This window comes from Arthrobacter sp. ISL-95 (genome assembly GCF_018613695.1).
Lineage (GTDB): Bacteria > Actinomycetota > Actinomycetes > Actinomycetales > Micrococcaceae > Arthrobacter.
Window position 1 is genome coordinate 559,845 of sequence record NZ_JAGGPR010000005.1, and the last position, 26,130, is coordinate 585,974.

A 26,130-nucleotide genomic window follows, 5' to 3' on the forward strand; every position below is an offset into this window, starting at 1 on the left:
TTTGCTCAATTCTTACATCCCCATAGCTCTTTGAGATCAGCACTATTGCATTCTGTTGCCATCAATAGTTAGCGGGTTGCGCTTCCCACAAGGAAACCTGCAGCCCGGCCACCGAGCCCGAAGGCAATGAAATGACTGTCTTGAGCGAACTCCGCATGCGTCCGGCTACCGCCGAGCGCTGGGGATGGGATGCCTCCACCACTGCCAGGCTGGTCCTGGCCGGGGTTGTGATCTTTACGCTGCTGGTAGGCGCCAACCTCGCCACGCCGTTGTATCCCTTGCTCCAAGCCAGGCTGGGCATGTCCTCACTGGGCGTCACTGTTGCCTTCTCCAGCTACGTCCTTGCCTTGGTGGCGGTTCTCATGGTGGCAGGGCATTGGTCGGACCATATTGGGCGGAGGGCAGCACTGGTACTGGCTGTGCTCGTCGGTTTGATAGGCGGAGTAATTTTCGCGAACGCAGACTCGCTTGTCACGTTGTCCCTGGGTAGGGCGCTGCAGGGCGTAGCTGTGGGACTTGCCACGGGAGCCAGCTCAGCGGCGCTGCGCGAACTGCTTCCCCAGCGGCCGGACTGGGCCTCCCGCTTTACGCTGCTATCCTCAGCCGGAGGTGTTGCCGCAGGTCCCGCAATCGGTGGCCTCTTGTCGCTTTTGCCGGACCCCACGCGCACCCCGTACTACGTCCATTCGGCGGTGTTGATAGCAACCCTTATTCCACTGTGGCTTCTCAAAGCCAGGCCTGCCATCGCCCCGGCGGCAGGGCCCAAGCCGCTCAAGGTCCTCGCCCCGCGGAAACCGTCCATCTCCCGTGATGCGCGCGGAGCATTCTGGATGGCTGCCGCCACCGGGTTCCTCAGTTTCGCGGTATTCGGTTTCTGCCTGTCCTTGGCACCGGGCTATTTCGCCAGCGTTGTCCACGCCGATTCCAGGCCCCTGATCGGCTTGCTTGCCGGCGTCACTTTGGGCGCCTCAGCCCTGAGCCAACTGCTGGGTGCCCGCGGCCGCTTCGTTGTACCTGTGTCACTCGGCGTGCTGGGCGTCTCGGTGGTTCTGGTGGGAGCCGCGGCAGCATGGTCCAGCCCATGGTTGCTGGTGGCTGCCAGCATTACGGCCGGGGCAGGCCAAGGGATCGCCTTCCGGCAGGTCTTCAACGAGGTAGCGGGAAAGGTGGAAGCCGCACGGCACGCCCAAGTGATCAGCACCGTGTATGTCATCACCTACCTGGGCAGTGCTGTTCCGGTGCTCGGGCTGGGACTGGCCGTCACGGCACTCGGCCTGCAGACAGCCGTCGTGATCTTCACTGCTTTGTGCGGCGTAGCGGCCCTGACGCTTGCCGCAGTGTCCCTCCGGGGCGCCATATCCGCTTAGAGGTGCACCGGGTTCCTGAGGTTTATTCGGGCAACGGTCCCCGGTTGCCGGGAATGTGCTGGAAGACCATGGTGGTCTCCGTGTGACCGACGACGGGGTCGGTGGCGAGGTTGTCCAACAGCCAGTTGCGGAGGTCGTCCGTGTTGGCGACGGCAATGTGGAGAAGATAGTCCACAGAGCCGGTGGTGTGGAACGTGGAAATGACCGCCGGTAGCTTGGGAACCCGCGCCGTAAAGCGGTCAATCTGGTCACGGTCATGGGCACGAAGGCGTACAGCGATGAGGGCCTGAACAGAGCGGCCGATAGCCGGCAGGCTCAAGACTGCTTCAAAACCCTCAATGATTCCGCGTTCGGAAAGCGCTCTGGTGCGCATGAGGGCCGTGGAAGGGGCGATCCCCACAAGTTCAGCCAATTGCTTGTTGGATATGCGGGCGTCGTCCACCAACGCTGCGAGAATCCGTTCATCGATCGCGTCCAACGGCTCTGCACTGCCCGTGCTTGACCGAACATTCTTCGTGGGGTTGCTCACGGATCCTCCTGAAATTGCCTTTCATCCATCTTAGTCGGTCAATTCTTCAGGTGACTATCGTCTCGAGGACGAGCCACGGCCTCGTCGCCGGTCCAATCGTTGGAGCGGTTCACTCAGGAGCATCAACAGCAGGGGCCAATTTCCTGCGCCGGGAATGAACACGGCCAGAACGAGGGCTGCCAGGAAGAGCCCGGAAACGATCCAACTCGCGCGAATGCCCATAACGGCGTCATCGTCAGCCATGTCGTGGAGGTCAGGGTGGGACCGGAGATAGATGCGGGCCAGGAGAAGCATCAGGCTGGTGGCGAACAGGGTTCCTATGTAGACGAGGGGCTGGGCCCAGTCGGACTTCATTTGGGTGGAGAGTGATGTGGCCACGGGCATCACCACAATGGTGAACATCCATGCCACCGTCAACCACAGCAACCCCGGGTCAACCTGCTTGACGCTGCGAAAAAGCTTGTGGTGGTGCACCCAAAACACTGCGATGAGGATGAAGCTGAGGACAAAGCCGAGCAAGGCGTACTGTTCCTCCGCCAACCACTCAGCCGTAGTACCGTCGTGGTCAGCAAGTTCTCCCACGCTTTCCATGAGCGGCAAGATCAACAACGTCAAAGCAATCGCCACCACGGCATCCGTAAACGCCTGCAAACGCTCCGGCGACGACAGCTCCCGGCTTTTCGTGACCTGTGTCATGCCTCCGATTGTAGGGGCAGCCCGACGAAATCAGCGGGGGTGGCGCGGTGAGCGGTGAACTATCAAGGTGACTGCCGCCGTCGTGCATGACAGCGCGATCACGCTCAACGCCAGAGCCGGCCAGCCAAATGCCTGAAAAGCGAGGCCGCCAGCCCAACCGATGATGCTGGAACCCAGGTAGTAAGACAGGTTGTACAGGGATGCTGCTTGCGCGCGGCCCGTTGTTGCTATGGCTCCGGTCCACCCTGAACCGACGCTATGGGCGGCGAAGAAGCCGCCGGTAAAGATCACCAGCCCGGCCAGGGTAGCTGCCAGGTTCTCCACCAGTGTCATGGCCAAACCTGCCGACATGATGGTGATGCCTGCCACCAGGACGTTCCGCCGACCAAACCGGGTGGTCAGTCCAGCGGCCCAGCGTGAACTGACCGTTCCGGATAAGTACGCCAGGAAAATGAGGCTGACAACGGTGGCAGGAAGCCCAAAGGGTTCTGCGTGCAAACGGAAACCGAGGTAGTTATAGACGGCAACGAAGCCACCCATGAGTAGGAACGCCTGCAGGTACAGCGACAACAGTTTGGGGTTGCTGGAGTGTCCGCCCAGGGTCCGTAGGGCTCCGCGAAATCCCATGGCAGGGGCAGGACTGAACCGACGCTGCTTGGGAACAAGCACCAGGAACAACACAGCTGAGACCGTGGCCAGCAGGGACACCGCCAGGGCTGCGGCACGCCATCCCCACAATTCTCCAACGGGCCCGGCCACCAAGCGTCCGGCCAATCCGCCCAAGGTGGTTCCGGCAACGTAAGTGCCGGCTGCCAGGGCTGTGTGGACTTTAGTGACTTCCTCGTTGAGATATGCGATGGCGATTGCGGGGATGCCGCCCAAGGCCATGCCTTCCAAGGTCCGCAGTCCCAACAACACGGGCACGGTGGGTGCAAGAGGCACCAGTAATCCCAATAGGGTGGCGACGGCGATGCCAATGGCCATGGCGCGGACCCGGCCTATCCGGTCAGCCAGGAAAGACCATGGAAGGACGGTGGCAGCCAAGCCAACAGTGGCGAGGGAAATGCTCAACGCGGCTTCGGCTGCAGTGATCTGCAGGTCAGCTGCCATGAGTGGAAGCACGGCCTGAGTGGAGTACAACTGGGCGAAAGTCGCTACGCCGGCAAGGGCCAAAGCGGCCAGGACTCGGCTGTAGCCGTGGGACCCTTTGGCGTGCCCGTCCCAGGATTCGGTGCCGGCCAAGGAAGTTGCTTTGCTCACCGAGCCAGATTAGGACGGAGCAACTCCTCATTCCAATGCATAGGTCATTTAGGATTGATGCATTCATGCATGAATTAGGGCGAAGGAATGCAGTGGGACCGGATCATCAGCAACTCGTTCAGCTTCTCCCTTTGCTGCCCGTCCTAGCGGAGCTTGGCCGCACGGAGCACATGACTGAAACCGCTGAGATCCTCGGCGTTCCACAGTCAACGGTGAGCCGGGCTGTGGCAAGGGCAAGCGCCATCGTGGGAATGGACCTCCTGATCCGGGACGGCCGTGGGATCCGCCTGACCCCTGCAGCAAGGACGCTGCTGCCTTACATCGAGGCAGCTCTGCAGGATTTTCAAGCAGGGTTGGACAGGGTGCGGCTCGAGTCGGACGTGGTCCGGGGGCGCATCGGGGTCTCCTTCCAACACACCTTCGGTGAAGCGACGCTGCCCCTGCTCATCAGCGCCTTCCGGGGCCGCCACCCCCACACTGTTTTTGAACTCTGGCAGGGGCCACGGGATGATTGTCTGAAGCAACTGGCCAAGGGAGGCATGGATTTCGCCCTGACAGCACCCATAGCTCCGGAAGGACGGGGTATTCACGCCATGCCGCTTTACCGCGAACCACTGCGTGCAGTGCTGCACTACCGGCATCCCTTGGCGGAACGGTCCAGTGTGAAGCTCTCCGAGCTTAAGCACGAGCCTTACATCACCCTCCCCGAAGGAGTAGGGCTGCGGGCGCTGGGGGAGGCGCTGCTGCGGGAAGCCGGATTCCGTCCCCGCATTGCCTTTGAAGTCCAGGAGTCCACCTCGGCCCGCGGCCTGGTCTCCGCCGGGCTGGGGTTCAGCATCCTGCCGCCGGCAGGACCGGGTTCAGGGACAGGTCAGTTCCTTCCGGAGGCCGAACTCGGACTCGTGGAAGTAGCCATCGAATCGGATCTGGCGTTCCGGCAGATCGGTATTGCCTGGCGGGAGCGAAGCTTCGAGCCGGACGCCGTCAGGGTTTTCCGCGAGCTCGTGGCCAGTGAGGGCGGGAAATTGCTGGCCGAACTTGTCAGAGCCCGTTCAGGAACTCCCTGACCACGTCCGTCGCTGATCCTTCACGGGCCCGCTGCCAGCCCGTCCCGGCCCATAAGTTGAGGCGATGCGGATCTCCAACTGCAGATGCTGCCGCCCGGATAGGGCTGGTGAGATGGTGAATTGCCGGATAGCCTCCCGGCGCGTCCCGGTGCTCCTGGACGAACTCGTTCACCAGGGAACGTGCCCATCGTCCCGTGAAAGCCCGGGTCATAGCCGTCTCCGAAAATGCCGGATCGCCCAGCGCGTCCTTGTGAGGCTTCCGTGCACCACTCTCTTCCGTGCGAACCAAAGCGGTACCCACCTGTGCGGCTACCGCACCCGCTGCCAGGACTTCACGCAGGACGGTGTTGTCCGCAATGGCGCCTGCCGCAATGAGCGGAAGTCCGACGGCGGCACGCACCTGGGCCACCAGCTCCGCCGTCGTACGGGCTGCTTGTCCGCGCTGGGCGGGAAGGAACGCTGCCGTGTGGCCGCCCGCGGAACTGTGCTGCACCGCGATAGCGTCAGGACCTTCCTCTGCAGCGGCAAGGGCTTCTTCCACAGTGGTAACACTGGAAATGACCCGGCTGCCGGCCTTGCGCAGGGCATCGACCACCGGCTTTCCCGGCAGGCCAAAAGCGAAGCTTACAAACTCCACGGGGTCTTCCAGCAGGGCGTCGATCTTGTCCTGCCACGCGTCGTCGTCATCGAGTCGAAGTGGAGGAATCGTGACGCGGTAGCGGGCAGCCTCGGGTTCCAATGCTGCCCGGTACGCCTCAATGCGTGCTCGTTCTTCAGGGCTTGGCGGCAGCTGATGCGGGTCCGGTACGAACACGTTCATGCCAAACGGTATGTTGAGTCGCCGGGTGGCAGCGATCTCGGCAGTCATGGCTTCGGGGCTTTTGTACCCGGCGGCTATGAACCCCAGCCCACCACCCTCATGAACTGCCTTCACCAACGCCGGCGTGGATGTTCCCCCCGCCATGGGGGCTGCAATAAACGGTGTACCAAACAGGGAATCAAGCATGTGCAGTTTCTCCTCTTCGCGCTCCAAGCTAGTCTTTCACGGTGAACAATCCCGACTCCGCCCAGCATTCCCACGCCCACCCGGTGACCGTGAGCGGCACCGTCATAGGGCTCGACATCGGCGGCACCAAAACCCACGGCGTGCGGTTCCACAACGGATCGACGGTCCGTGACGAAAGCGCAGGCAGCTCCAATGTGCAGAACGTCAGCCGAGAGCAGGCCGCAGCGAACCTTAGCGAGCTGTTCGGGAAGATCGGCGGCGGCCACATCGATCACGTGTACGCCGGTGCCGGTGGGATCGATACCGACGAGGACGCCCAAGCGCTCGCTGACCTCATCGCACCCCATGCGCCGGGTGCGCGCATCACCGTGGTTCACGATTCACGCCTGCTGTTGGCAGCCGGTGGAGCGAGTACGGGCGTCGCGGTCATCGCCGGCACCGGCTCGGCGGCTTGGGGAAAGAACGACGCCGGCGAGGAAGCCCGGGCGGGTGGCTGGGGCTACCTCTTGGGTGATGAAGGGAGCGGCTACTGGCTGGGGCGCGAGGCAGTCCGCCACAGCTTGCGCAGGATGAACCAAGGCCTGGAGCCGGATCAACTCAGCCGTGCACTCTTGGACTCCGTCGGTGTGGAAGAACCCGGCAAGCTCATAGCACTGTTCCATTCGCCGGATACCGGCCGCCGCTATTGGGCGCAGCAGGCTCGGTTGGTAGTGGAAGCGGCCAACGCCGGCGACAAAACCAGCATGGCATTAGTGAAGCAAGCGGGTCGCGACCTCGCTGACCTTGCCGAACAGGCCGTCCGCCAACTGGGCCTGGACGGTCCGGTGATCCTCGGAAGCGGACTCGGAATGAACGTCCCGCAGCTTCAGGAAGCGTTCAAAGCCAAGCTGGCCGAAAGCGGCATCAGTGATGTTCGCATTCTTCAGCAGGATCCCGTGTTCGGTGTCCCACGGCTCGTTGCTGAGCAGCAGGCCTAGAGCCTTAAGGGAACTTAGCCGCGGGTCCGTGGGCGCAGCTTCACGCCCGGCAGGGGCGGGGCGGGAATGCGGCCGGCTTCCGGTCCTGCGTCCGGACCGTGGCCGGGAACGAAGCCGAAGCGTGAGGTGGCGGCAGCGGCGTCGTCGAGCACTCCTTCGGCTTCCCATTCCTCGCGTGCCTTTTCCACTTCCTCATGCGTTCTGCCCACAAAGTTCCACCACATGAGCAGGTCTTCGCCGAATGGTTCGCCGCCGAGAAGCATGAAGCGGGTTTCCGTCTGCGCTTGGACGGCAAGGCTGGATCTGCCCGCGCCCAGGTAGGCCAGCGGACCGGCCTGGATTTCCTGGTCATCGATCACCAGGTGCCCATCAAGGACCAGCACGGCATGCTCAAAGTCCGGCCGCAACGGCAGCTCCAAGGATCCTGTACCGGTGATGTCCGCTCCAACAATGGGGCTGAACATGGTGGCGGGGGAGCGTTGGCCGGCGAATTCTCCCACCATCACGGTGGCCCTGAAGCCTTTGCCCACGGCCACCGGCAGGTCCTTCACCTGCTCAAAGGACGGCGTACGGTGCCGGTGCTCATCGGGTAGTGCCACCCACAGCTGGAGTCCGCGGGAGATGGGAATTTCTTCCACCAGGGCACCAGACCCGCCTTCGGTGCCGGCCGCGAGGACAGAGAACTCGGAGTGGGATATGCCGTGACCTGCGGTCATGATGTTCAGCTCGCCCGGCTGGACTACAACATCGCTGCCCACGCTGTCGCGGTGCCGGACGGAGCCTTCCATGGGCCAGGTGACGATTTGGAGCCCGCAGTGCGGGTGGGGGAGTACGCTCATGGCCACCCGGTCCGGACCGAAGCTGTCCAGGAAACACCACGCGCCCACGGTGGGGAGTCCCCGCTGGGGCAGTGTCCTCATCACGTTCATGGCACGCACGCCACCCAAAGGAACCTCGCGCTCGGGCCACAGCTGAACGCAGGGACCTTGACCTTCCGGTGCCGCGGGGCAGACTTCCTGTGAGGGGGAAGTATCAAGATTGGTCATGCGATCATCACCTGTGCATAAATGTTGGAAATTGAGCTAATCTGTTCCACGTGAACAACGCCCTTCTGAGCTACCACGACGCTGTCCTTTACCGTTCGGGTGAACCGTATCGCATCCTCGCCGGCGCCATCCACTACTTCCGTGTTCACCCGGCCCTGTGGCAGGACCGGTTGCGTCGACTCAAAGCCATGGGCGCCAACACTGTGGACACTTACGTTGCCTGGAACTTCCACCAGCCTAAGCGCGATGAGGCGCCGGACTTCAGCGGCTGGCGGGATGTGGGCCGGTTCATTGACCTCGCCGGCCAGGAAGGGCTGGATGTCATCGTCCGCCCCGGCCCGTACATCTGCGCCGAGTGGGATAACGGCGGCTTCCCTGCCTGGCTGACCGGCATCCCAGGGATCGGGCTACGCTGCATGGACCCGGTGTTCACCGCTGCAATCGAGGAATGGTTCGATCACCTCCTCCCGATCGTCGCTTCACGGCAGGCGTCCGCGGGTGGTCCGGTGGTGGCCGTGCAGATTGAGAACGAATACGGCAGCTACGGCGACGACCACGAGTACATCCGCTGGAACCGCCGCGTCATGGAAGAGCACGGCATTACTGAGCTCCTTTTCACAGCCGACGGCGGCACGGACTACTTCCTCGACGGCGGTTCCATAGAGGGAACCTGGGCGACGGCGACGCTGGGAAGCCGGGGCGATAAAGCAATGGCTACGTGGCAGCGACGCAGGCCCGGCGAGCCGTTCTTCAACGTTGAGTTCTGGGGCGGCTGGTTCGATCACTGGGGCGAACACCATCACCGCCGGGATGCCGGTGACGCAGCGGCGGAAGCACGCAAGATGCTCGATCCCGGTGGCTCGCTCTGCATTTACATGGCCCACGGCGGGACCAACTTTGGCCTCAGTTCCGGCAGTAATCACGATGGCAACATGCTGCAGCCGACGGTCACCAGCTACGACTCCGATGCGCCTATTGCCGAGAACGGTGCCCTGACGCCCAAGTTTCACGCCGTCCGCAAGGAGTTCTTCCGGGCACAGGGCATTGAAAAGCTGCCAGAACTCCCTATCGAGCTGCTGGCCGAGGCCCCCGTACTTCCGGCGCAGTCCCTGCCGTTGACCCCAGGGCCGGAGCTGTTGGAGCTGGCGCGCTCCGCCGGAAAACCGATCACCAGCGTCAAACCCCTCAGTTTCGAACAGCTGGGACTCGACGCCGGCATGGTTCTCTACGCCGCCGAGGCAATCCTGCCAGGCCGTGCCGATTCTCCTACTGAGAGCAGGCTGAAGATCACGGGCCTGAATGACCGGGCATATGTATGGGTTGACGGCGCCTTTGCCGGGGTCCTCGACGACGTTTCCGGGGCGGAAGGCTTGACCGTGACCGGCACCGGCGTCGCCGCCAAGCTGGAAATCCTGGTGGAAAACCTCGGCCGCATCAATTACGGCCCACTGACCGGTCACGGCAAGGGAATTCTGGGCGGCGTTCTGGTCAACCAGCGCTACACCTTCCACTGGACGCAGACCCCTGTTGCCCTCGCGGAGTGGACGCAGGAGGACCTTGAGGGACTGGCATGCGCTGAGTTCGACGTCGGGGAACCGGCCGATACCTACATCGCCCTGCCGGATTCCGAAAAGGGCTTCGTTTGGCTCAACGGATTCCTCCTGGGCAGGTATTGGGAGAAAGGCCCGCAGGTGACCCTCTATGCGCCTGCTCCGTTGCTTAGGACCGGCCGCAACAGCATCAAGGTTCTGGAACTCGGGAGCCCCGGTACCGTGGTTGAACTACGCGAAGCGCCGGACCTTGGCCCCGAAGAATCAGGTCCCATCGAGGCTGCCGAACTTCCCTAGCGTCCACTACAAGGATTTATGCTGGCTCCATGACCCTGCAGTTCGATACCCGCCCAGCCGCCTACGCCGTGATTGTCCAAGAGGAGAAGATCTTGATGGCGTATTGGAAGCAGGACGGCAAAGAAGGCTGGACGCTGCCGGGCGGGGGCTTGGATCTGGCAGAACATCCGGTGGATGGCTGCCGGCGTGAGGTCTTCGAGGAAACCGGATACGAAGCTCGCATTGAACGAATGCTGGGTATCGACGTCGGACACTGGCCGGGCGAGATCCGCGCCGACGGTTCGGTGAAGGATTTTCAGGCCCTCAGGCTGGTCTACGAGGCCACTGTAGTGGGCGGCGAACTGACCCACGAGGTGGATGGCAGCACCACCCACGCAGCATGGATCCCTCTGAAGGACGTGGAGAAACTCAACCGCGTGTCCTTGGTGGACACAGCACTCCGTTTGCACCGGGAGCGCCCTGCCGACGGAAAGCTGGGCTAAAGACCTAGCCAAGAGCACCTCATCTTGGCTACGCTGAACATCGTTGCCGGCCCACCAGTAGCCGGCCTGGATGCCGAGGAGGTGGATTTGATGATTGCCATGATCTTGCGCGCCCCGCACTCCGTTGCGGCGCGCCGTCATCAGCCCACCATTCCTGTCCCGGCATCAGCCTGCCACAACTAGGCGGCCGGGCCTCATCAGAGGCATTTCATTGAAAACTAACGCTTCTTCAAGCGACCCTTTTTTCAGTACCGCCAAACCACTTCCCGCTGACCAGTCGGCCGCTGACCAGTTGACCACTAACCAGTGGCCTACTGACCCTTTACAGGGACCAGTGGAGTACGGTTTCACAGACAAAACCGCTGAGCTTTTCCGCGCCCACACCGCGCCGGACGCCCAGGAAACTGCCATTCCGGCCCGCGTAGTGCGCCTGGACCGGAATCGGGTTCTCGTAGCCTCGGCCGGGGCTCAACTGCATCTGCCCTATCCAACGCATGGCCCTGTACCGGCTACAGGAGACTGGGTATGGCTCGGCCACAACAACGCCGGTGAGCCCGCCGTCGTCGAGGTCCTTCCCCGGTATTCCGCGCTGAGCCGTAAGCGCGCCTTTGAAGCCTCTTCGGAGGAGCAGATCCTGGGCAGCAACATAGACATTGTTGCGGTAGTGGTCCCCGTGGATCGTCCGCTGACCCATAACCGACTTGAACGGACGTTGGTGGCCGCGTGGGATTCCGGTGCCACGCCGCTTGTAGTCATTACAAAAGCCGACCTCGCCCACCTCGCGGACGACGTTGTGGGGGAGGTCATCCTGCAAGCTGCAGGTGTGGACGTGGTTACCACCTCCGCAGAGCAGGGCGACGGCCTCGAAGAACTGATGCAGCACATACCTGTTGGCGCAACCTTGGTGTTGCTGGGTCCCTCCGGTGCCGGGAAATCAACGCTCATCAATGCCCTCGCAGGGCGGGAAGTCCAACAGACAGGCGCGGTGCGGGCCGGCGACGGCAAGGGCAAACACACCACCACCTCGCGGGAGTTGGTGCCCTTGACTGGCGGCGCCGTGCTGATGGACACGCCGGGAGTCCGCGGCTTCGGGCTCTTCGACGCAGATGAGGGAATGGAGGAAATGTTCGGCGATCTGGAGGAACTTTTCTCCACGTGCCGGTTTGCGGACTGTGCGCATCAAGCAGAGCCGGGATGCGCAGTTCAGGAGGCGCTCGCAGAAGAAACCCTTGATCCCCGGCGTTGGGCCAGCTACCTGAAGCTGCAACGCGAACTGGCAGCCTTGGCCAGAAAACACGATGCGGCCGCCCGTCGCGCGTATCAGCGCGAATGGCACCAAAGGGTGGTGTCGGCGGACCGGGGCCAGCGTGCAGCGGAGCGATACAGGCACGATCAAGCCGAGGAACGGGCGGGGAAGGCCGGCAAGCGACGGAAACGCTGAACATTGCCGATTCATTACAGAACTCGTGGCGGCGCTGACATCCTCCATGGTGCTGGCTACGCTGGGTGAAGATTGCTTTGCAGCCAAGTAATAAGAGTGCATATGATCGTCTGGCTCTACCGATGTTCTCCACCACAGATAGGTAAGCCCTGGTATGGCCGAAGCCATGATTGAGTTCAAGAGCGTCACCAAGCAATACCAAGGCGGGCAACCGGCGGTGGATGCCCTCACCATGTCCATCGACAAGGGTGCCATCACGGTGTTCGTCGGCCCCTCGGGCTGCGGCAAGACAACTTCCCTCCGCATGATCAACCGGATGGTGGAGCCCACCAGCGGAACCATTACTGTTGCAGGCGAAGACGTCTCGCAGGTTCCCGCGGCTCAGCTACGGCGCTCCATGGGTTACGTCATGCAGTCATCGGGTCTGTTGCCGCACCGTTCCGTGCTGGACAACATCGCTACGGTTCCGCGGCTTAACGGAGTCCCCAAGGCAGCGGCGCGAAAACGCGCGGCTGAGCTGCTCGACGTCGTCGGCTTGGCTTCCGTCCTCGGCAAGCGTTACCCGTCCCAACTCTCAGGTGGCCAGCAGCAGCGCGTCGGAGTTGCCCGTGCGCTCGCTGCTGATCCGCCGGTGCTGCTGATGGACGAACCTTTTAGCGCCGTGGATCCCGTGGTCCGTGATGAACTGCAGCAGGAGCTTCTACGCCTGCAGCGGGAGTTGGCCAAGACCATCGTGTTTGTTACGCACGACATCGACGAAGCCACCGTTCTTGGTGACAAAGTGGCTGTCTTCGCCGTCGGAGGAAAGCTTGCGCAGTACTCCGCCCCGGAAGAGATTCTTCGGGCACCTGCCAACGACTTCGTGGCCTCCTTCGTGGGACGCGACCGCGGTTTCCGGCACCTTGCCTTCAACCCCGCAGATGCTGTGACCTTGCACCCTGTGACCATGGTGAACCCCTCCGACGGCCGGCACGCAGGCCGCCAATCGGGGGAGTGGGCCCTGGTGGTGGATGACGATTCTCGTCCGCTGGGTTGGTCTTCGCCGCGGGATGGTGCCGGTTTGATTCCCGGGGGTTCGCTCTTCCGCAAGGGAGATACGTTGCGGCGCGCACTGGATGCGGCGTTGTCGTCGCCGTCGGGCCTTGGCGTTGCGGTGGACGACGACGGCCGGGTAGCCGGAGTCCTGAAGGCGCCAGAAGTCCTGGCACTGATCGAAGAAGTCCGCCACCACAGGGAGGACGCCACCTGATGGAGTGGTTCCTTGCCAACAGTGGCATGGTTCTGGGGTTGGCCGGTCAGCACATGGTGCTGGCCATCATCCCCATGATCCTGGGCCTGCTGATTTCGGTTCCTTTGGCTCAGTTAGCCAGACGCAACAGCGTGCTGAGGTCAGTGGTGGCCACCGCCACGTCATTGCTCTACACCATTCCCTCACTGGCCCTGTTTATTATTCTTCCCACCATCCTTGGCACGCGGATCCTGGATCCGCTGAATGTGGTGGTGGCGTTGACCATTTACGCGGTTGCCCTGCTGGTTCGTGCTGCGATGGATGCCTTCGACTCCGTGGACGACGACCTCCGGAACGCTGCGGTGGCCATGGGCTTCAAACCCCTGGCGCGCTTCTTCCAGGTGGACCTTCCGTTGTCTTTGCCGGTGCTGTTCGCCGGCCTTCGCGTGGTTTCGGTTAGCAATATCTCCCTGGTGAGCGTGGCGGCACTGCTGGGAGTGGGTAACCTTGGCGTCCTGTTCACTGATGGCCTGCAGCGCACGTTCATTACTGAGGTTGTGGTGGGCATCATCGCCATCCTGGTGCTGGCACTGTTGATGGATGCAGTTCTGGTGGTCTTGGAGCGGCTGCTGACTCCGTGGACCCGGGCAGCAGGCGGAAAGTCGCCGCGTCCGGACGCCAACGCCCTGGCCACAGAACCCAAGACTGGAACTGCGGCGCCGCACGCGGCACTGCGCCCGGACCCGGGAGCGTCCGCATGAACATCTTTGCTGAAACCATTGCCTGGCTGACCAACCCCAAGAACTGGACCGGGACCGGCGGAATCCCCACCCGTTTACTGGAGCACCTGCAGTACAGCGCCTTGGTCCTGCTCATCGCGGCTGCCATCGCAGTGCCCATCGGCCTCTACATCGGGCATACCGGCCGTGGCCGGGTGGTTGCGGTTGCCGTGGCAGGCGCTTTGCGAGCCCTTCCCACGCTCGGGTTGCTGGTCCTCTTCGCGCTGCTTGCCGGCAGTGGCCTGATGCCACCCGTGTGGGCGTTGGTCATCCTCACTGTGCCGCCGCTCCTGGCCGGTACCTATGCCGGCATTTCCAGCGTTGATGCCACTGTGGTTGATGCAGCCCGGGCCATGGGCATGACCGAGCTCCAGATCCTGTTCCGGGTGGAGGTACCCAACGGGTTGCAGGTGATGTTCGGTGGCATCCGCACGGCGGTTCTGCAGGTCATCGCCACAGTTTCCGTGGTTGCCTACCTTCCGTTGGGCGGGCTGGGCAGGTACTTGTTCGACGGCCTTGTCCTGCAGGACTTTCCCAGGATGCTCGGTGGTTCCCTGCTCATCGCGGGGCTGGCCATCGCCGTGGACCTGGTCCTCGCCGGCGTGCAAAGACTTGTCATCTCGCCCGGACTGACCCTCGACTCAAGCGGCCGCCAGAAGGCAGCCGACGATCTCACAGCCGCGGTACCCGCCGGGGCTGCCGTTCAAGGAGGTACACCATGAAAAACCCCATCCCCATGACCCTTACGCGCCGTGGTCTCGGCGGTCTCGCCGCTGGAGTGGGTGTGGCCCTCGCGTTGAGCGCGTGCGGCGGCAGTCCTCTGGCCACGCCTTCCACCTCGGCGCCCGGCGGCTCCCTCGGTGGCGGCTCCGCCGGTGGGGGCTCATTGGTGGTTGGCTCGGCCGACTTCCCGGAGAGCCAGGTCATCGCAGAGATCTATGTTGGCGCCCTGAACGCTGCTGGTCTGACAGCAACGTCCAAGCCGAACATCGGCTCACGCGAGATCTATTTCAAGGCTGTCCAGGACGGCTCCATTGACCTCGTCCCGGACTACTCCGGCAACCTCCTTTCCTACGTGGACACGGAAGCTACCCAGGTCTCCGCCGAAGACGTTTACAAGGCGCTCCCGGGCAAGCTGCCGGACGGCCTCGCAGTCCTGGAGCCGGCCAAGGCCGAGTCCAAGGATGCCATGGTGGTCACCAAGGCCACGGCCGAGAAGTACCAGCTGAAGTCCATCGAAGACCTGGCCAAGGTCTGCAAGGACTTCACCATGGCTGCACCGGCAACGTTTGAGACACGCGCATACGGTTTCCCCGGACTCAAGGCCAATTATGGATGCGAGCTTAAGGGCTTGCAGCCATTCAACGACGGCGGTGGCAACCTGACGCTCCAGGCCCTCCTTGAGGACAAGGTCCAGGTGGCGGACATCTACACCACCACGCCCTCCATCGCAGACAACGACCTCGTTGTCCTTGAAGACCCTAAGAACAACTTCAAGGCCCAGCAGGTCCTGCCCCTGTACAGCGAGGCCAAGATGACGGACAAGGCCAAGGAAGCGCTGAACAACGTATCCAAGATCCTCACTACTGAGGATCTCATCAACCTGAACCGGGCCGTCAGCGGCGACCAGAAGCAAGCACCCAAGGACGCTGCGGCCGCCTGGCTGAAGGACAAGGGCATCGTCAAGTAACTCCTGAACAAAACCGCGTACGACGGCGGTGACGGACCCGCACGGGACCGTCACCGCCGTCGTCGTATCTGTGAGTCAAGTCTCAGCTGAACTCCATCACCCGTGTGGCATATTTGAGGGATGGCGAATTTCAAGCAGTCCACCAAGCTTCATAATGTCCTCTACGACATCCGTGGACCGATTCTTCAGGCCGCCCAGCAAATGGAAGCGGAGGGTCACCGGATCCTCAAACTGAACATCGGAAACCCGGCACCTTTCGGTTTTGAAGCGCCCGACGCCATTTTGGTGGACATGATCCGCCACCTGCCCAACGCCCAGGGCTACAGCGATTCCCGCGGCATTTTCTCTGCCCGGACCGCAGTCTCGCAGTACTACCAAACACGTGGCATCCAGAACATCCACGTTGACGATATCTACCTCGGCAACGGTGTCAGTGAGCTCATAACCATGTCCCTCATGGCGCTCCTGGACGACGGTGACGAAGTGCTGATTCCCACTCCGGACTACCCGCTGTGGACCGCCTCGGTAGCTCTAGCCGGAGGCCGTCCCGTGCACTACCTCTGCGACGAAGAGTCCGGATGGCAGCCCGATCTTGAGGACATGGAATCGAAGATCACGCCGCGGACCAAGGGCATTGTGGTGATCAACCCCAACAACCCCACCGGCGCCGTCTACCCGGAGGAGACCCTCAAGAAGATCGTGGCGTTGGCAGAGAAGCACGGGCTGGTTCTGTTCGCTGATGAGATCTACGAAAAAATTCTGTACGAAGACGCCGTCCACGTGAACCTTGCCGGCCTCACCGGAGATGACGTGCTGTGCCTGACGTTCAGTGGATTGTCCAAGGCCTACCGCGTGTGCGGTTACCGTGCCGGCTGGATGGCCATCTCCGGTCCCAAGAAGGACGCTGCGGATTACCTCGAGGGCATTAACTTGCTGGCCAACATGCGGTTGTGCGCCAACGTGCCTGCGCAACATGCCATCCAAACCGCTCTGGGCGGATACCAGAGCATTAACGATCTCATCCTTCCCGGCGGCAGGCTCCTGGAGCAACGCAACAAGGCCTACGACCTCCTGAACGCAATCCCCGGGGTTAGCACCCAGCAGGCCAGGGGCGCCCTGTACCTGTTCCCGAAGTTGGACCCGGAGGTCTTCCATATCCGGGATGATGAGAAGTTCGTCCTGGACCTGTTGAAGGAACAGAAGATTCTGGTGTCCCATGGACGTGCCTTCAACTGGGTTCGCCCGGACCACTTCCGGATGGTGACTTTGCCCAACGTTAAAGACATCGAGGAAGCCATTGGACGCATGGCGGACTTCCTGTCGAGGTACCCGGGCAACTAGCCTGAGGTCCATGGCCGCGCCACGGGGGCGCGGCCGGGCAGAAAGGCATGCCAATGGCTGCAGCAGTTGAGTTCGCCAAGAGTCCGGCCGAAGTACTGACGGTGGGGTCGGGGTTTTCACTGGCAGGCGTGGATCCTGAATCCACCCCCGGCTATACGGGGGCGAAAGCCGACGGCAAGGCACTGCTGGAAGCACAGGATGCGCGGCTTGCGGAACTGCAGGAAAAGCTGTTTGCCGAGGGGAAGTTCGGCAGTCCTAAGCGGCTGTTGTTGATCCTTCAGGCAATGGACACTGCAGGCAAGGGCGGCATTGTCAGCCATGTTGTGGGTGCCATGGACCCGCAAGGCGTGCACTTGACAGCTTTCAAGGCTCCTACGGACGAGGAAAAGTCGCACGACTTCCTGTGGAGGATCGAAAAACAAGCCCCTGCCGTCGGGATGGTGGGCGTCTTTGACCGTTCACAGTACGAGGATGTCCTGATTCACCGCGTCCATGGTTGGGCAGACGCTGCCGAACTGGAGCGTCGGTATGCGGCGATCAACGACTTCGAAGCACGTCTGTCCGGGCAGGGAACCACCATCGTCAAAGTCATGCTCAACATCAGCAAGGACGAACAGAAAAAGCGTCTGATCGCTCGCTTGGATGATCCTGCCAAGCATTGGAAGTACAGCCGCGGCGACCTCGCGGAACGTGCGTACTGGGATGACTACATGGACGCCTACAGCGTGGCCTTCGAGAAGACCTCAACGGAAACTGCTCCTTGGCACGTGGTACCGGCCAATAAGAAGTGGTACGCGCGCATTGCAGTCCAGCAACTACTGTTGGATGCCCTCGGGGGGCTGAAGCTGGACTGGCCCAAGGCTGACTTTGACGTTGCGAATGAGCGCGCCCTCGTGGTGAAGTCCTAGCCGTCCGGTTGCTGCCGGTCGTTGCGGACGGCCGTTCGCTGCGGACGGCCGGTTGCTGCGCATACCTGGGTGCTGCGTGCTGTTGATTGCTTGCGCGTCCCTGGGTGCTGTGTGTCCCTAGTTGCTACTCGCCGAGGCTCCGCCGTCGTTTGCATCGCGGGCGGTTGCCAGGCGCTGACGGGCGCCTTCAAGCCAGTCCTCGCAGCGCTTGGCCAGTGCCTCGCCGCGCTCCCAGAGCGCCAGCGATTCTTCCAAGCTGGCTCCTCCTGCCTCCAAGCGTCCCACTACCGCCACAAGTTGTTCGCGTGCTTCCTCATAGCTCAAGCCGTCGAGGGATTCCGGCGTCGGTGCGGCTTGAGGCGTCGGTGCTGCTTGGCTGTTTTCGGGCATGATGGTCCTTTGTGGTTGTGGCGGGTAACCGGCGAATCAAGTTCGAGTGAGCGGTTGCGGGCTGTAAGAGTTGTCAGCGTTACATAAGTTGACCCGCTCCAGCGGAGACAGCCCTGAAACGCCCCTCAGCTACGCGGATGCTCAGGGATGTTCCGTCCGGCGCTTCTTCGGGGCTGCTGACAACGTGGTGACCCGCGTGGTCCTCACCCATGAGCTGAACAACGGCATAGCCTCGGTCCAACGTCTTCTGTGGTGACAAGGCGCGGACCTGCGCACGCAAGTGGTGGACTTGGTCCAAAGCCCGGAGAACCGCTGTGCTGACCGCAGAATGGGTCCTTCGCTGGAGGCGGTGGATGTCTTCGGAGCGGGCATCCACCATTGAGGCAGGAGTAGCCAATACGGGCCGGGACCTTAGCGCGTGGAGTCGGTCCGTCTCGCGGTCCACCATGCGGCTGATACTTCGGCGGAGATGGTCCCGGGCTTGTCGAACCATGGCCAGTTCCTCGGCCACGTCCGGAACTATGCGTTTGGCCGCGTCCGTGGGCGTTGACGCCCGGAGGTCCGCGACGTCGTCCAGGATAGGACGGTCGGCTTCATGGCCGATCGCACTGACAATCGGCGTAGTGGCTGCCGACACCGCGCGAATGAGGTCCTCATTGCTGAACGGCAGGAGGTCTTCCAAGGCACCGCCGCCACGGGCGAGGACAATGACATCAACATGTGGATCGGCGTCCAGTTTCTTCAATGCCGCGATGATCTGTGAAACGGCGGTGTTGCCTTGGACTGCTACTTCTCGGACGTCAAACTCCACCGCTGGCCAGCGCAACGCAGCGTTGCGCATGACGTCCTTCTTGGCGTCGGAATCCCTCCCAGTGATGAGGCCGATGCGATGAGGCAGAAGAGGAAGCTTCCGTTTCCGGGAGTCCGCGAACAGGCCCTCGGCTGCCAGCGCTTGGCGCAGCCGTTCAATCCTCGCCAGCAGATCGCCGAGGCCCACCGGGCGGATGTCCTTCACGGACATGTTCAGGCGTCCGGTCTTCACCCAGAAGTCCGCCTTCACCAAGGCAACCACGCGGGAGCCGCGTTCCAGGGGTATCTTCTGGCGGTCAAGCACCGTTGACCAGACTGATGCGGGCAGGGAGATTTCAGCATCAACATCACGCAGTGTCAGGAATGCGTTGCCACCCCGGCGGTTCAGTTCAATGACCTGACCCTCAATCCATGCAGCCGGCGCCCGCTCTATGTGTGCTTTGAGCTTGCGGGACAGCAGCTGCAGGGGCCAAGGGTTATCCGGGCTGGTCTCAGCGGCGGTTCCAGGCAGCGTGGATTCCGGCGTTGCTTCAGTGGACATGGGTTGTCCGAGCCTGGTTGAGTCGCCGTGTTTGTACCTGCATTGTCTTAGTCCTCGCTCAGGGGTGCGGCTGTGAGTGCCAACCGGCCTTCCAACTCTATCCATAGCTTGGACGAGGACTCCGACATTTTTTCTGCCATGTGGACAGTCCTAGGATGGTGGCATAGCCCCCGAGCCCCGAGGATGACCTTGCGTACTTTTGTTTCAGCATTGGGAGTGATCCTCGCTTTACTCCTCACAGCAGTCGCGGTTCCAACCGCGTGGGTTGATCAGAACATCGTTAAAGAAGAGGGCTTTGTCCGTTTGGCAGGTGGGTTAGGCAATGATCCTGAATTCCAAAGCCGCCTGGCCGCCGCCGCCGTCGGAACCTTCGAGTCCTCTGTGGAACTCCCAGGACCCATCCAGTCCTTGGCGGCCGATGCGCTCCGCAATGCTGCATCAGGCATGCAATCGTGGAGCGACTACCCCCAAGCGTGGGAGGAGACAGTACGCAACAGCCACAGACTGAACTTCGGCGCAGTGAACCAAAGCGAGGAGACTGCCGGCACCACAGCCTTGGTCCTTGATATCAGCCCCTTGGTCAGGCTCATTCGCGATCACTTCGCCGCGGCCACCCGGATCACCATTGATGTTCCAACGGAAAGCCTCGTTTCTCTGGGTGAGCCCTCCCACCGGCAGCTGGTGGAGCGGGTGGCAACTTTTGCGCCGCTATGGTGGGTGGCCGCTCTTGGCGCTGTCATATCCCTGCTGCTGGCTCTTGTCGTCTCGCGCCGGCGATCCCTGGTGCTGGTCTTCCTTGGACTTGGCGGCCTGGCGCTTGCTGCACTCTGGACAGCAGGTGCGGACCTTGCCGGGGGAGTGGTTGGCAATCTGTCCAGCGCCAACGGTGTGGCTGAGCTGTTCAAGCAAGAGTTCCTCACGGCGGCCAAAACGGGCTTCGGGGAATGGATCTTGATCGCAGCGGTAGCGTCCGGTGCAGTGTTTGTGGCAGGCGTCATAGGCTCCGTCGTGTCAGGGCGACCAGGGTCACGTTCGGCCCCCAGCTAAAGGCCGGGCCGGTAGAATGGAGTAATGACCAGCACAGCAGTTTCCATTCCTATGCCCACGGTGCCCCGCAGACGCCGCTCTCCGGAAGAGGTTCAGGCAGCGGTGCCCGTCACGGGTCCCAAGAAGGTTCTGTTGGCGGCTCCTCGTGGCTATTGCGCCGGCGTGGACCGGGCTGTCATTGCTGTGGAGAAGGCCTTGGAGCACTACGGGCCTCCCGTTTATGTGCGCAAGCAGATCGTCCACAACGTGCATGTGGTCAGCTCCCTTGAGGAACAAGGAGCCATCTTCGTTGAGGAGACCGACGAGGTCCCCGAGGGGGCGCTGGTGATTTTCTCCGCGCACGGTGTCTCTCCCGCAGTGGTCCAATCGGCCGAGGATCGCGGACTGCGCACCATCGACGCAACCTGCCCTCTGGTCACCAAAGTGCACAAAGAAGCTGTTCGCTTTGCCAAGGAAGACTACGACATCCTGCTCATCGGCCACGAAGGCCATGAGGAAGTCGAAGGAACAGCCGGTGAAGCCCCGGAGCACATCCAGATCATCAACGGACCGCACGAGGTAGACAAAGTCACCGTCCGTGATCCGGAGAAAACCATCTGGCTTTCTCAGACCACCCTCAGCGTGGACGAAACCATGGAGACAGTTCGTCTGCTCAAGGACCGGTTCCCCACGCTGCAGGATCCCCCCAGTGATGACATCTGCTATGCCACCACCAACCGTCAGGTGGCTATCAAGAAGATCGCCCCGCAGGCTGACCTGGTGATCGTTGTGGGTTCGGCCAACTCGTCCAATTCCGTGCGATTGGTCGAAGTAGCACTGGAATATGGTGCCAAGAGCTCGTACCGCGTGGACTTCGCCAATGAAGTGGACGAGTCCTGGTTTGAGGGCGTTGCCACCGTGGGCGTGACGTCCGGTGCTTCCGTTCCTGAAGTGCTCGTGAAGGATGTTCTGCGGCTTCTGGCCGACTACGGTTACGGCGAGGTGCAGGAAGTGGTGACGGCGGAGGAAGACCTTCTTTTCTCACTTCCCAAGGAACTGCGCGCCACCTTGAAGAAGGCCGGCGATGTGACACGTGCCCTTGGCGGCCGTGGAAACCGCCCGACGTCCTAACCCAAAGTTGTGACAAAACTGGCCCGCAGCGGTTGCCTTCCTCCGGGGAAGCTTCAACTGCGGGCCAGTTCCGTTAAGAGGCTTACCCGTTAGGCCGCCGACTCCCGGTCCTCGTTGTCGTCCGCGTTGTCATCGAGGCCCCGTACTGAATCCTGGTGGTCGCGACTTGAATCCTGATGCCCACGAGTGTCCACGGCTAGCAATTCCGGTGCGGCCAAGGCACGGGGGACCACCTCAACGGACATCGGCGCGGCGAGACCAGCATCGTCCATGGTGTTGAGCTTTCGTGCCGTCGGGAGCACCCGAGCCTCCAGCGTGCCCACCATGGCGTTGTAGCGATCTACAGAGGTCTTCAACGAGCTTCCCAGCTTGCTGACATTCTCACCGAGTGTGCCCATGCGTTCGTAGAGCTGCTTGGCGAGCTCAAACAGTTCGTGGGCACTGTCGGTAAGGACATCCTGTCGCCACGTGAACGCCACAGACTTCAGGACCGCCAACAAGGTGCCGGGTGAAGCCAGCACCACGTTCCTGGACAACGCGTGCTCCAGCAGGGCAGGATCGGCCTCAAGGGCTGATGCCAGGATGGACTCTGCCGGAAGGAAGCAGATCACCAGTTCGGGGGAGTTCCCCGGAATGTCCCAGTATTTCTTGGCCGCCAGAGCGTCGATGTGGGCCTTCAGAGCCTTTGAGTGCTGTGCCAGCAGAGTCTTGGAGTCATGGTTGACGGCGGGGCCCACGGATTCGCCGAATGAACCGTCTCCGTGGAGTTGTTCCTGGGCAGCGAGGTAGGAGGCCAAAGGCACCTTGGCATCTACTACCAGCTGCTTACCACCAGGAAGCTGGACCACCAGGTCCGGCCGCAGGGTGTTGTCGTTACGTCCGGAATGAACCTGCTCATGGAAATCCACGTGCCGGAGCATTCCCGAGGCCTCCACCACTCTGCGGAGCTGAACTTCCCCCCACTGGCCGCGGGCGCTGTTGGAGCGGAGGGCGGAGGCCAGGGCGTGCGTAGAACGCAGGAGTTGTTCATCCGACAAGCGGGCGTCCTGCAGTTGCTGCGCAAGCTGTCCGTACTGCTCCACGCGGTCGCGTTCCAGGAGGGAAACCTGCTGCTGAACGGCTGTCAGCTTTTCGGCCACGGGAGCGAGCGCGCGCAGGACGCTGCCATCCCCGTTCCTGGCTGCGCTCAACTCGCGGTTCTGTGAAAACAACAGCCGGCGTTCGGCGTCGGCCGCTGCAAGCTGTGCCGTCACTTCCGAAAGCCGTGAGGAAACGGCGTCAAAGTCTTCTTCCAAGCCCGCGCCCCGGCGTCGGAAAACAACATAGCCAGCCGCGAGGCCAACCGCGGCGCCTATCAGCAGCATGAGCAGGGCCAAAACCAATCCAAATCCATCCATGTGGCAACCCTGTCACAGGGGTACGACAGTTTTAGCGAGGCTGTACGCGTGGGCCGCGTTTGCGGGCCGTGACAACCCCGGACGTGGTTCCAACGGGTAGAATCAATGCTCGTGGCTCTTACTATTGGCATCGTCGGACTGCCCAACGTCGGCAAATCAACTCTTTTCAACGCACTGACCCGTAACCAGGTGCTCGCTGCGAACTATCCGTTCGCAACGATTGAACCCAACGTCGGCGTGGTCAACCTCCCGGATCCCCGGCTGGCGAAACTGGCCGAAATCTTCGGTTCGCAGAAGTTGCTGCCGGCTCCGGTGTCTTTCGTGGACATCGCCGGAATCGTGAAGGGCGCCTCGGAGGGCGAAGGCCTGGGCAACAAGTTCCTGGCCAACATCCGCGAAGCAGAAGCCATCGCGCAGGTAGTCCGCGTTTTTGATGATCCCGACGTCATCCACGTTGACGGCAAGGTTGATCCGCGCTCCGACATGGAGACCATTAATACCGAGCTGATCCTGGCAGACCTTCAGACCATCGAAAACGCCATCCCGCGCATCGAAAAAGAAGTCAAGATCAAGAAGCGTGACGCAGCCGAACTGGCCGCCATCAAGGCAGCCCAGGCAGTTCTGGAACGCGGCGACACCATCTTCTCCTCGATCAAGAGCGACAAGCTGGAGATGGAGCACCTCAAGGAGCTTGGCCTTCTGACCGCCAAGCCGTTCATCTATGTCTTCAACGCCGATGAAGGCATCCTCGGTGATCAGGAAAAGCAGGATGAGCTGCGTGCCTTGGTGGCCCCTGCTGATGCCGTGTTCCTTGATGCCAAGCTCGAAGCCGACCTCGTTGAACTGGACGAGGAAGAGGCCCGCGAAATGCTGGAAATGAACGGCCAGAGCGAATCCGGCCTGGACCAGTTGGCTCGCGTCGGCTTCCACACCCTCGGCTTGCAGACCTACCTCACCGCCGGTCCCAAGGAAACCCGTGCGTGGACCATTCGCCAGGGCGACACCGCACCGCAGGCCGCCGGTGTGATCCACTCCGACTTCCAGCGCGGCTTCATCAAGGCAGAGGTTGTCTCCTTCGACGACCTCATCGATGCCGGTTCCATGTCCGAGGCGAAGTCCCGCGGCAAGGTTCGCATCGAAGGCAAAGAGTACGTGATGGCCGACGGCGACGTGGTGGAGTTCCGCTTCAACGTCTAGAGCGCGCCATCTCGAAGGACCCTGGTTCAACAGAACCGGGGTCCTTTTCTTTGCCGCAAAAGCGTCCTGTCCTGCTGTCAGACAGCGAATGCTACCACCGGGTAACGTTTGACTTGAAATCCGCGCCAATTTAGGCATGTGTAGGTTGCGGAACGGTTACAGTTTGGCCAGCATGTCCCATCATCTGGACACAATGTGGGTAGGCTTACACTCACATGTAGGCAACGTCACAGTAGGAAACTGTGCCTGGGCCTGGGGGAAATCACGAATTTTCCCTGCTCAACTCCACGACTCATAGGAGGCGGAATGCGTTTCTCGCGCACTTCCAAAGCTCTAGGCGTAGCGGCGATCATCGCCCTCGCAGCTACCGGTTGCGGTGGCGGCAGTAGCAACGACTCCGGTTCATCCGCCGGTGACCCGAACAAGGTCATCATCGCCGACGGCTCCGAGCCGCAGCGCCCGCTCATGCCGGCAGACATCAACGAGGTCGGTGGCGGCAAGATCGCCACGCTGATCTTCTCCGGCCTCGTCAGCTACGACCCTTCCGGTAAGCCCGTCAACGAGTTGGCGGAGTCAATCGAAGCGCCGGACGCGCAGAATTTCACGATCAAGATCAAGAAGGACCAGAAGTTCACCAACGGCGAGGCCATCACGGCCAAGACGTTCGTGGACTCGTGGAACTATGGCGCAGCGGCTAAGAACGCCAACTTGAGCGCGACCTTTTTTGAAAGCATCAAGGGCTATGACGAGACCAGCGCTGAGGGTTCAACCGTAGAGACGATGTCCGGCCTGAAAGTCGTGGACGACTCCACCTTCACGGTCGAACTCAAGCAGCCTGAATCTGACTGGCCTCTGCGCCTTGGCTACACCGCCTTCATGCCGGTCCCCTCAGCCGCCCTGGCTGATCCCAAGACGTATGGCGAAAAGCCGGTAGGCAACGGCCCGTACAAGATGGCCGAAAACGGCTGGCAGCACAATGTGCAGATCCAGCTCGTACCGAACGCTGATTACAACGGCCCCCGCAAGGCCAAGAACGGTGGCGTGACGTTCAAGATCTTCCAGAACGACGACGCTGCCTACCAGGATCTGCTGTCCAACAACCTGGATATCCTGCAGGTCATCCCCACCAGCGCGCTGAAGAACTTCAAGTCTGATCTGGGCGATCGCTTCATTGAGAAGCCGTACGCTGGCAACCAGACCATTGCTATTCCGGAGTACCTTCCGGAATGGAGTGGTGAAGCCGGTAAGCTCCGCCGCCAGGCGATCTCCATGGCCATCAACCGCGAAGAGATCACTAAGGTGATCTTCAGTGGCGGACGCCAGCCGGCCAAGGACTTTACTGCTCCTGTCCTGGACGGCTACAGCGATAGCATCCCGGGATCGGACAACCTGAACTTTGACGCCACCAAGGCCAAGGACCTTTGGGCCAAAGCAGACGCCATCCAGAAGTGGGACCCGAACACGGCCTTCACCATTGCTTACAACGCTGACAAGGGTGGCCACAAGGCTTGGGTTGAAGCTCTTACCAACCAGCTGAAGAACAACCTCGGCATCAAGGCAGAGGGCCTTCCGTTCGCAACGTTCAAGGAAGCCCGCGATCTTGCCACGACCGCAAAGCTGACCGGTGCAATCCGCGCCGGCTGGCAGGCAGACTACCCGTCGCTGTACAACTTCCTCGGCCCGATCTACAAGACCGGCGCTGGCTCGAACGATGCCCGCTACGAGAACCCGGCCTTCGATAAGGCGATCTCCGACGGACTGTCCGCACCTTCCGTTGCCGAGGGTAACAAGGCAATGAACAAGGCCCAGGAAATCCTGCTGCAGGACCTTCCCGCCATTCCGCTGTGGTACCAGGTATCACAGGGTGGCTGGAGCACCGGCGTCACGAATGTTGACTACGGTTGGGACGGCGTTCCGCTGTACTACAACATCACTGGCAAGTAACCGCGAGACGGCGGCGGAGGTGCTCAGCTG

At 61.8% G+C, this 26,130-nt stretch carries 25 protein-coding genes; 17 read left to right on the top strand and 8 right to left on the bottom strand.

Annotation, left to right across the window (positions count from 1 at the left end; translation table 11 throughout):
• The first annotated feature begins 131 nt into the window (after positions 1 to 131).
• The gene (locus J7I86_RS08830; protein WP_214819061.1) at positions 132 to 1,367 is read left to right on the top strand and encodes an MFS transporter; all 1,236 of its coding nucleotides are present in this window, start codon (positions 132 to 134) and stop codon (positions 1,365 to 1,367) included.
• Between the two features lie 22 nt (positions 1,368 to 1,389).
• Here the strand turns inward: J7I86_RS08830 and J7I86_RS08835 are convergent, their stop codons facing one another.
• From J7I86_RS08835 to J7I86_RS08845, 3 genes are read right to left on the bottom strand one after another with little or no spacing between them, the layout of a single operon-like run.
• Positions 1,390 to 1,896, bottom strand: coding sequence for an Lrp/AsnC family transcriptional regulator (locus J7I86_RS08835; protein ID WP_011775479.1), 507 nt, complete (start codon positions 1,894 to 1,896; stop codon positions 1,390 to 1,392).
• Positions 1,897 to 1,950: 54 nt separating this feature from the next.
• Complete coding sequence (locus tag J7I86_RS08840) at positions 1,951 to 2,592, bottom strand: TMEM175 family protein (RefSeq protein WP_214819062.1); 642 nt, start codon at positions 2,590 to 2,592, stop codon at positions 1,951 to 1,953.
• A 30-nt stretch (positions 2,593 to 2,622) separates the two neighbouring features.
• The gene (locus J7I86_RS08845) at positions 2,623 to 3,852 is read right to left on the bottom strand and encodes an MFS transporter (protein ID WP_214819063.1); all 1,230 of its coding nucleotides are present in this window, start codon (positions 3,850 to 3,852) and stop codon (positions 2,623 to 2,625) included.
• A 92-nt stretch (positions 3,853 to 3,944) separates the two neighbouring features.
• Here J7I86_RS08845 and J7I86_RS08850 point away from each other — a divergent pair, with 92 nt between their 5' ends.
• Positions 3,945 to 4,919 carry a LysR family transcriptional regulator gene (locus J7I86_RS08850; protein ID WP_214819064.1) on the top strand — a complete coding sequence of 325 codons (975 nt, stop codon included), beginning with the start codon at positions 3,945 to 3,947 and terminating at the stop codon, positions 4,917 to 4,919.
• Here J7I86_RS08850 and J7I86_RS08855 read toward each other — a convergent pair.
• Positions 4,894 to 5,925, bottom strand: coding sequence for a nitronate monooxygenase (locus J7I86_RS08855; RefSeq protein WP_214819065.1), 1,032 nt, complete (start codon positions 5,923 to 5,925; stop codon positions 4,894 to 4,896). The two genes, J7I86_RS08850 and J7I86_RS08855, sit on opposite strands and share 26 nt — an antisense overlap.
• A gap of 41 nt (positions 5,926 to 5,966) precedes the next feature.
• Between J7I86_RS08855 and J7I86_RS08860 the strand changes: the two genes are divergently transcribed.
• On the top strand, positions 5,967 to 6,902 hold the full coding sequence (locus tag J7I86_RS08860) for a BadF/BadG/BcrA/BcrD ATPase family protein (RefSeq protein ID WP_214819066.1): 936 nt from the start codon (positions 5,967 to 5,969) through the stop codon (positions 6,900 to 6,902).
• Positions 6,903 to 6,916: 14 nt separating this feature from the next.
• Here J7I86_RS08860 and J7I86_RS08865 read toward each other — a convergent pair whose 3' ends face one another.
• Complete coding sequence (locus tag J7I86_RS08865) at positions 6,917 to 7,948, bottom strand: pirin family protein (protein ID WP_214819067.1); 1,032 nt, start codon at positions 7,946 to 7,948, stop codon at positions 6,917 to 6,919.
• A gap of 50 nt (positions 7,949 to 7,998) precedes the next feature.
• Here J7I86_RS08865 and J7I86_RS08870 point away from each other — a divergent pair, with 50 nt between their 5' ends.
• The 10 genes from J7I86_RS08870 (at position 7,999) to J7I86_RS08915 (ending at position 17,664) form a co-directional block, all read left to right on the top strand.
• The gene (locus J7I86_RS08870) at positions 7,999 to 9,795 is read left to right on the top strand and encodes a beta-galactosidase family protein (protein ID WP_214819068.1); all 1,797 of its coding nucleotides are present in this window, start codon (positions 7,999 to 8,001) and stop codon (positions 9,793 to 9,795) included.
• Between the two features lie 29 nt (positions 9,796 to 9,824).
• Positions 9,825 to 10,277 carry an NUDIX hydrolase gene (locus J7I86_RS08875; protein ID WP_214819069.1) on the top strand — a complete coding sequence of 151 codons (453 nt, stop codon included), beginning with the start codon at positions 9,825 to 9,827 and terminating at the stop codon, positions 10,275 to 10,277.
• A 24-nt stretch (positions 10,278 to 10,301) separates the two neighbouring features.
• Positions 10,302 to 10,460, top strand: a complete 159-nt coding sequence (locus J7I86_RS08880; protein ID WP_214819070.1) for a hypothetical protein — start codon at positions 10,302 to 10,304, stop codon at positions 10,458 to 10,460.
• 28 nt (positions 10,461 to 10,488) lie between these two features.
• Positions 10,489 to 11,718 (top strand): ribosome small subunit-dependent GTPase A, encoded by a 1,230-nt coding sequence (gene rsgA, locus J7I86_RS08885; RefSeq protein ID WP_214819071.1) that lies wholly within the window; start codon positions 10,489 to 10,491, stop codon positions 11,716 to 11,718.
• A gap of 154 nt (positions 11,719 to 11,872) precedes the next feature.
• Positions 11,873 to 12,967, top strand: coding sequence for an ABC transporter ATP-binding protein (locus tag J7I86_RS08890; protein ID WP_286179490.1), 1,095 nt, complete (start codon positions 11,873 to 11,875; stop codon positions 12,965 to 12,967).
• Entirely contained in the window at positions 12,967 to 13,707 is a 741-nt protein-coding gene (locus J7I86_RS08895; RefSeq protein ID WP_214819072.1) for an ABC transporter permease, read from the top strand. Before J7I86_RS08890 ends, J7I86_RS08895 begins: the two co-directional genes overlap by 1 nt.
• Positions 13,704 to 14,447, top strand: coding sequence for an ABC transporter permease (locus tag J7I86_RS08900; RefSeq protein ID WP_214819073.1), 744 nt, complete (start codon positions 13,704 to 13,706; stop codon positions 14,445 to 14,447). The genes J7I86_RS08895 and J7I86_RS08900 overlap by 4 nt, the downstream gene beginning before the upstream one ends.
• Positions 14,444 to 15,415, top strand: a complete 972-nt coding sequence (locus J7I86_RS08905) for an ABC transporter substrate-binding protein (RefSeq protein ID WP_214819074.1) — start codon at positions 14,444 to 14,446, stop codon at positions 15,413 to 15,415. The genes J7I86_RS08900 and J7I86_RS08905 overlap by 4 nt, the downstream gene beginning before the upstream one ends.
• A 120-nt stretch (positions 15,416 to 15,535) precedes the next feature.
• Positions 15,536 to 16,756 carry a pyridoxal phosphate-dependent aminotransferase gene (locus J7I86_RS08910; RefSeq protein WP_062072990.1) on the top strand — a complete coding sequence of 407 codons (1,221 nt, stop codon included), beginning with the start codon at positions 15,536 to 15,538 and terminating at the stop codon, positions 16,754 to 16,756.
• 53 nt (positions 16,757 to 16,809) lie between these two features.
• Positions 16,810 to 17,664 carry a polyphosphate kinase 2 family protein gene (locus J7I86_RS08915; protein WP_214819075.1) on the top strand — a complete coding sequence of 285 codons (855 nt, stop codon included), beginning with the start codon at positions 16,810 to 16,812 and terminating at the stop codon, positions 17,662 to 17,664.
• Between the two features lie 117 nt (positions 17,665 to 17,781).
• Here the strand turns inward: J7I86_RS08915 and J7I86_RS08920 are convergent, their stop codons facing one another.
• A complete protein-coding gene (locus J7I86_RS08920; protein ID WP_214819076.1) occupies positions 17,782 to 18,054 on the bottom strand; it encodes an exodeoxyribonuclease VII small subunit in 273 nt (90 codons plus the stop codon).
• A gap of 79 nt (positions 18,055 to 18,133) precedes the next feature.
• Positions 18,134 to 19,405, bottom strand: a complete 1,272-nt coding sequence (xseA, locus tag J7I86_RS08925; RefSeq protein WP_214819077.1) for an exodeoxyribonuclease VII large subunit — start codon at positions 19,403 to 19,405, stop codon at positions 18,134 to 18,136.
• A gap of 183 nt (positions 19,406 to 19,588) precedes the next feature.
• Between xseA and J7I86_RS08930 the strand changes: the two genes are divergently transcribed.
• Positions 19,589 to 20,452 carry a hypothetical protein gene (locus J7I86_RS08930; RefSeq protein ID WP_214819078.1) on the top strand — a complete coding sequence of 288 codons (864 nt, stop codon included), beginning with the start codon at positions 19,589 to 19,591 and terminating at the stop codon, positions 20,450 to 20,452.
• A gap of 24 nt (positions 20,453 to 20,476) precedes the next feature.
• Positions 20,477 to 21,562, top strand: coding sequence for a 4-hydroxy-3-methylbut-2-enyl diphosphate reductase (locus J7I86_RS08935; RefSeq protein ID WP_214819079.1), 1,086 nt, complete (start codon positions 20,477 to 20,479; stop codon positions 21,560 to 21,562).
• An 89-nt stretch (positions 21,563 to 21,651) separates the two neighbouring features.
• On the opposite strand, the gene J7I86_RS08940 is transcribed toward J7I86_RS08935, so the two are convergent.
• Positions 21,652 to 22,959, bottom strand: coding sequence for a DNA recombination protein RmuC (locus J7I86_RS08940; protein ID WP_214819080.1), 1,308 nt, complete (start codon positions 22,957 to 22,959; stop codon positions 21,652 to 21,654).
• A gap of 111 nt (positions 22,960 to 23,070) precedes the next feature.
• Between J7I86_RS08940 and ychF the strand changes: the two genes are divergently transcribed.
• Positions 23,071 to 24,156, top strand: coding sequence for a redox-regulated ATPase YchF (ychF, locus tag J7I86_RS08945; RefSeq protein ID WP_214819081.1), 1,086 nt, complete (start codon positions 23,071 to 23,073; stop codon positions 24,154 to 24,156).
• Between the two features lie 306 nt (positions 24,157 to 24,462).
• Positions 24,463 to 26,100: an ABC transporter substrate-binding protein gene (locus J7I86_RS08950; RefSeq protein ID WP_214819082.1), complete on the top strand. Its 1,638-nt coding sequence runs from the start codon at positions 24,463 to 24,465 to the stop codon at positions 26,098 to 26,100.
• Positions 26,101 to 26,130: the final 30 nt, after the last annotated feature.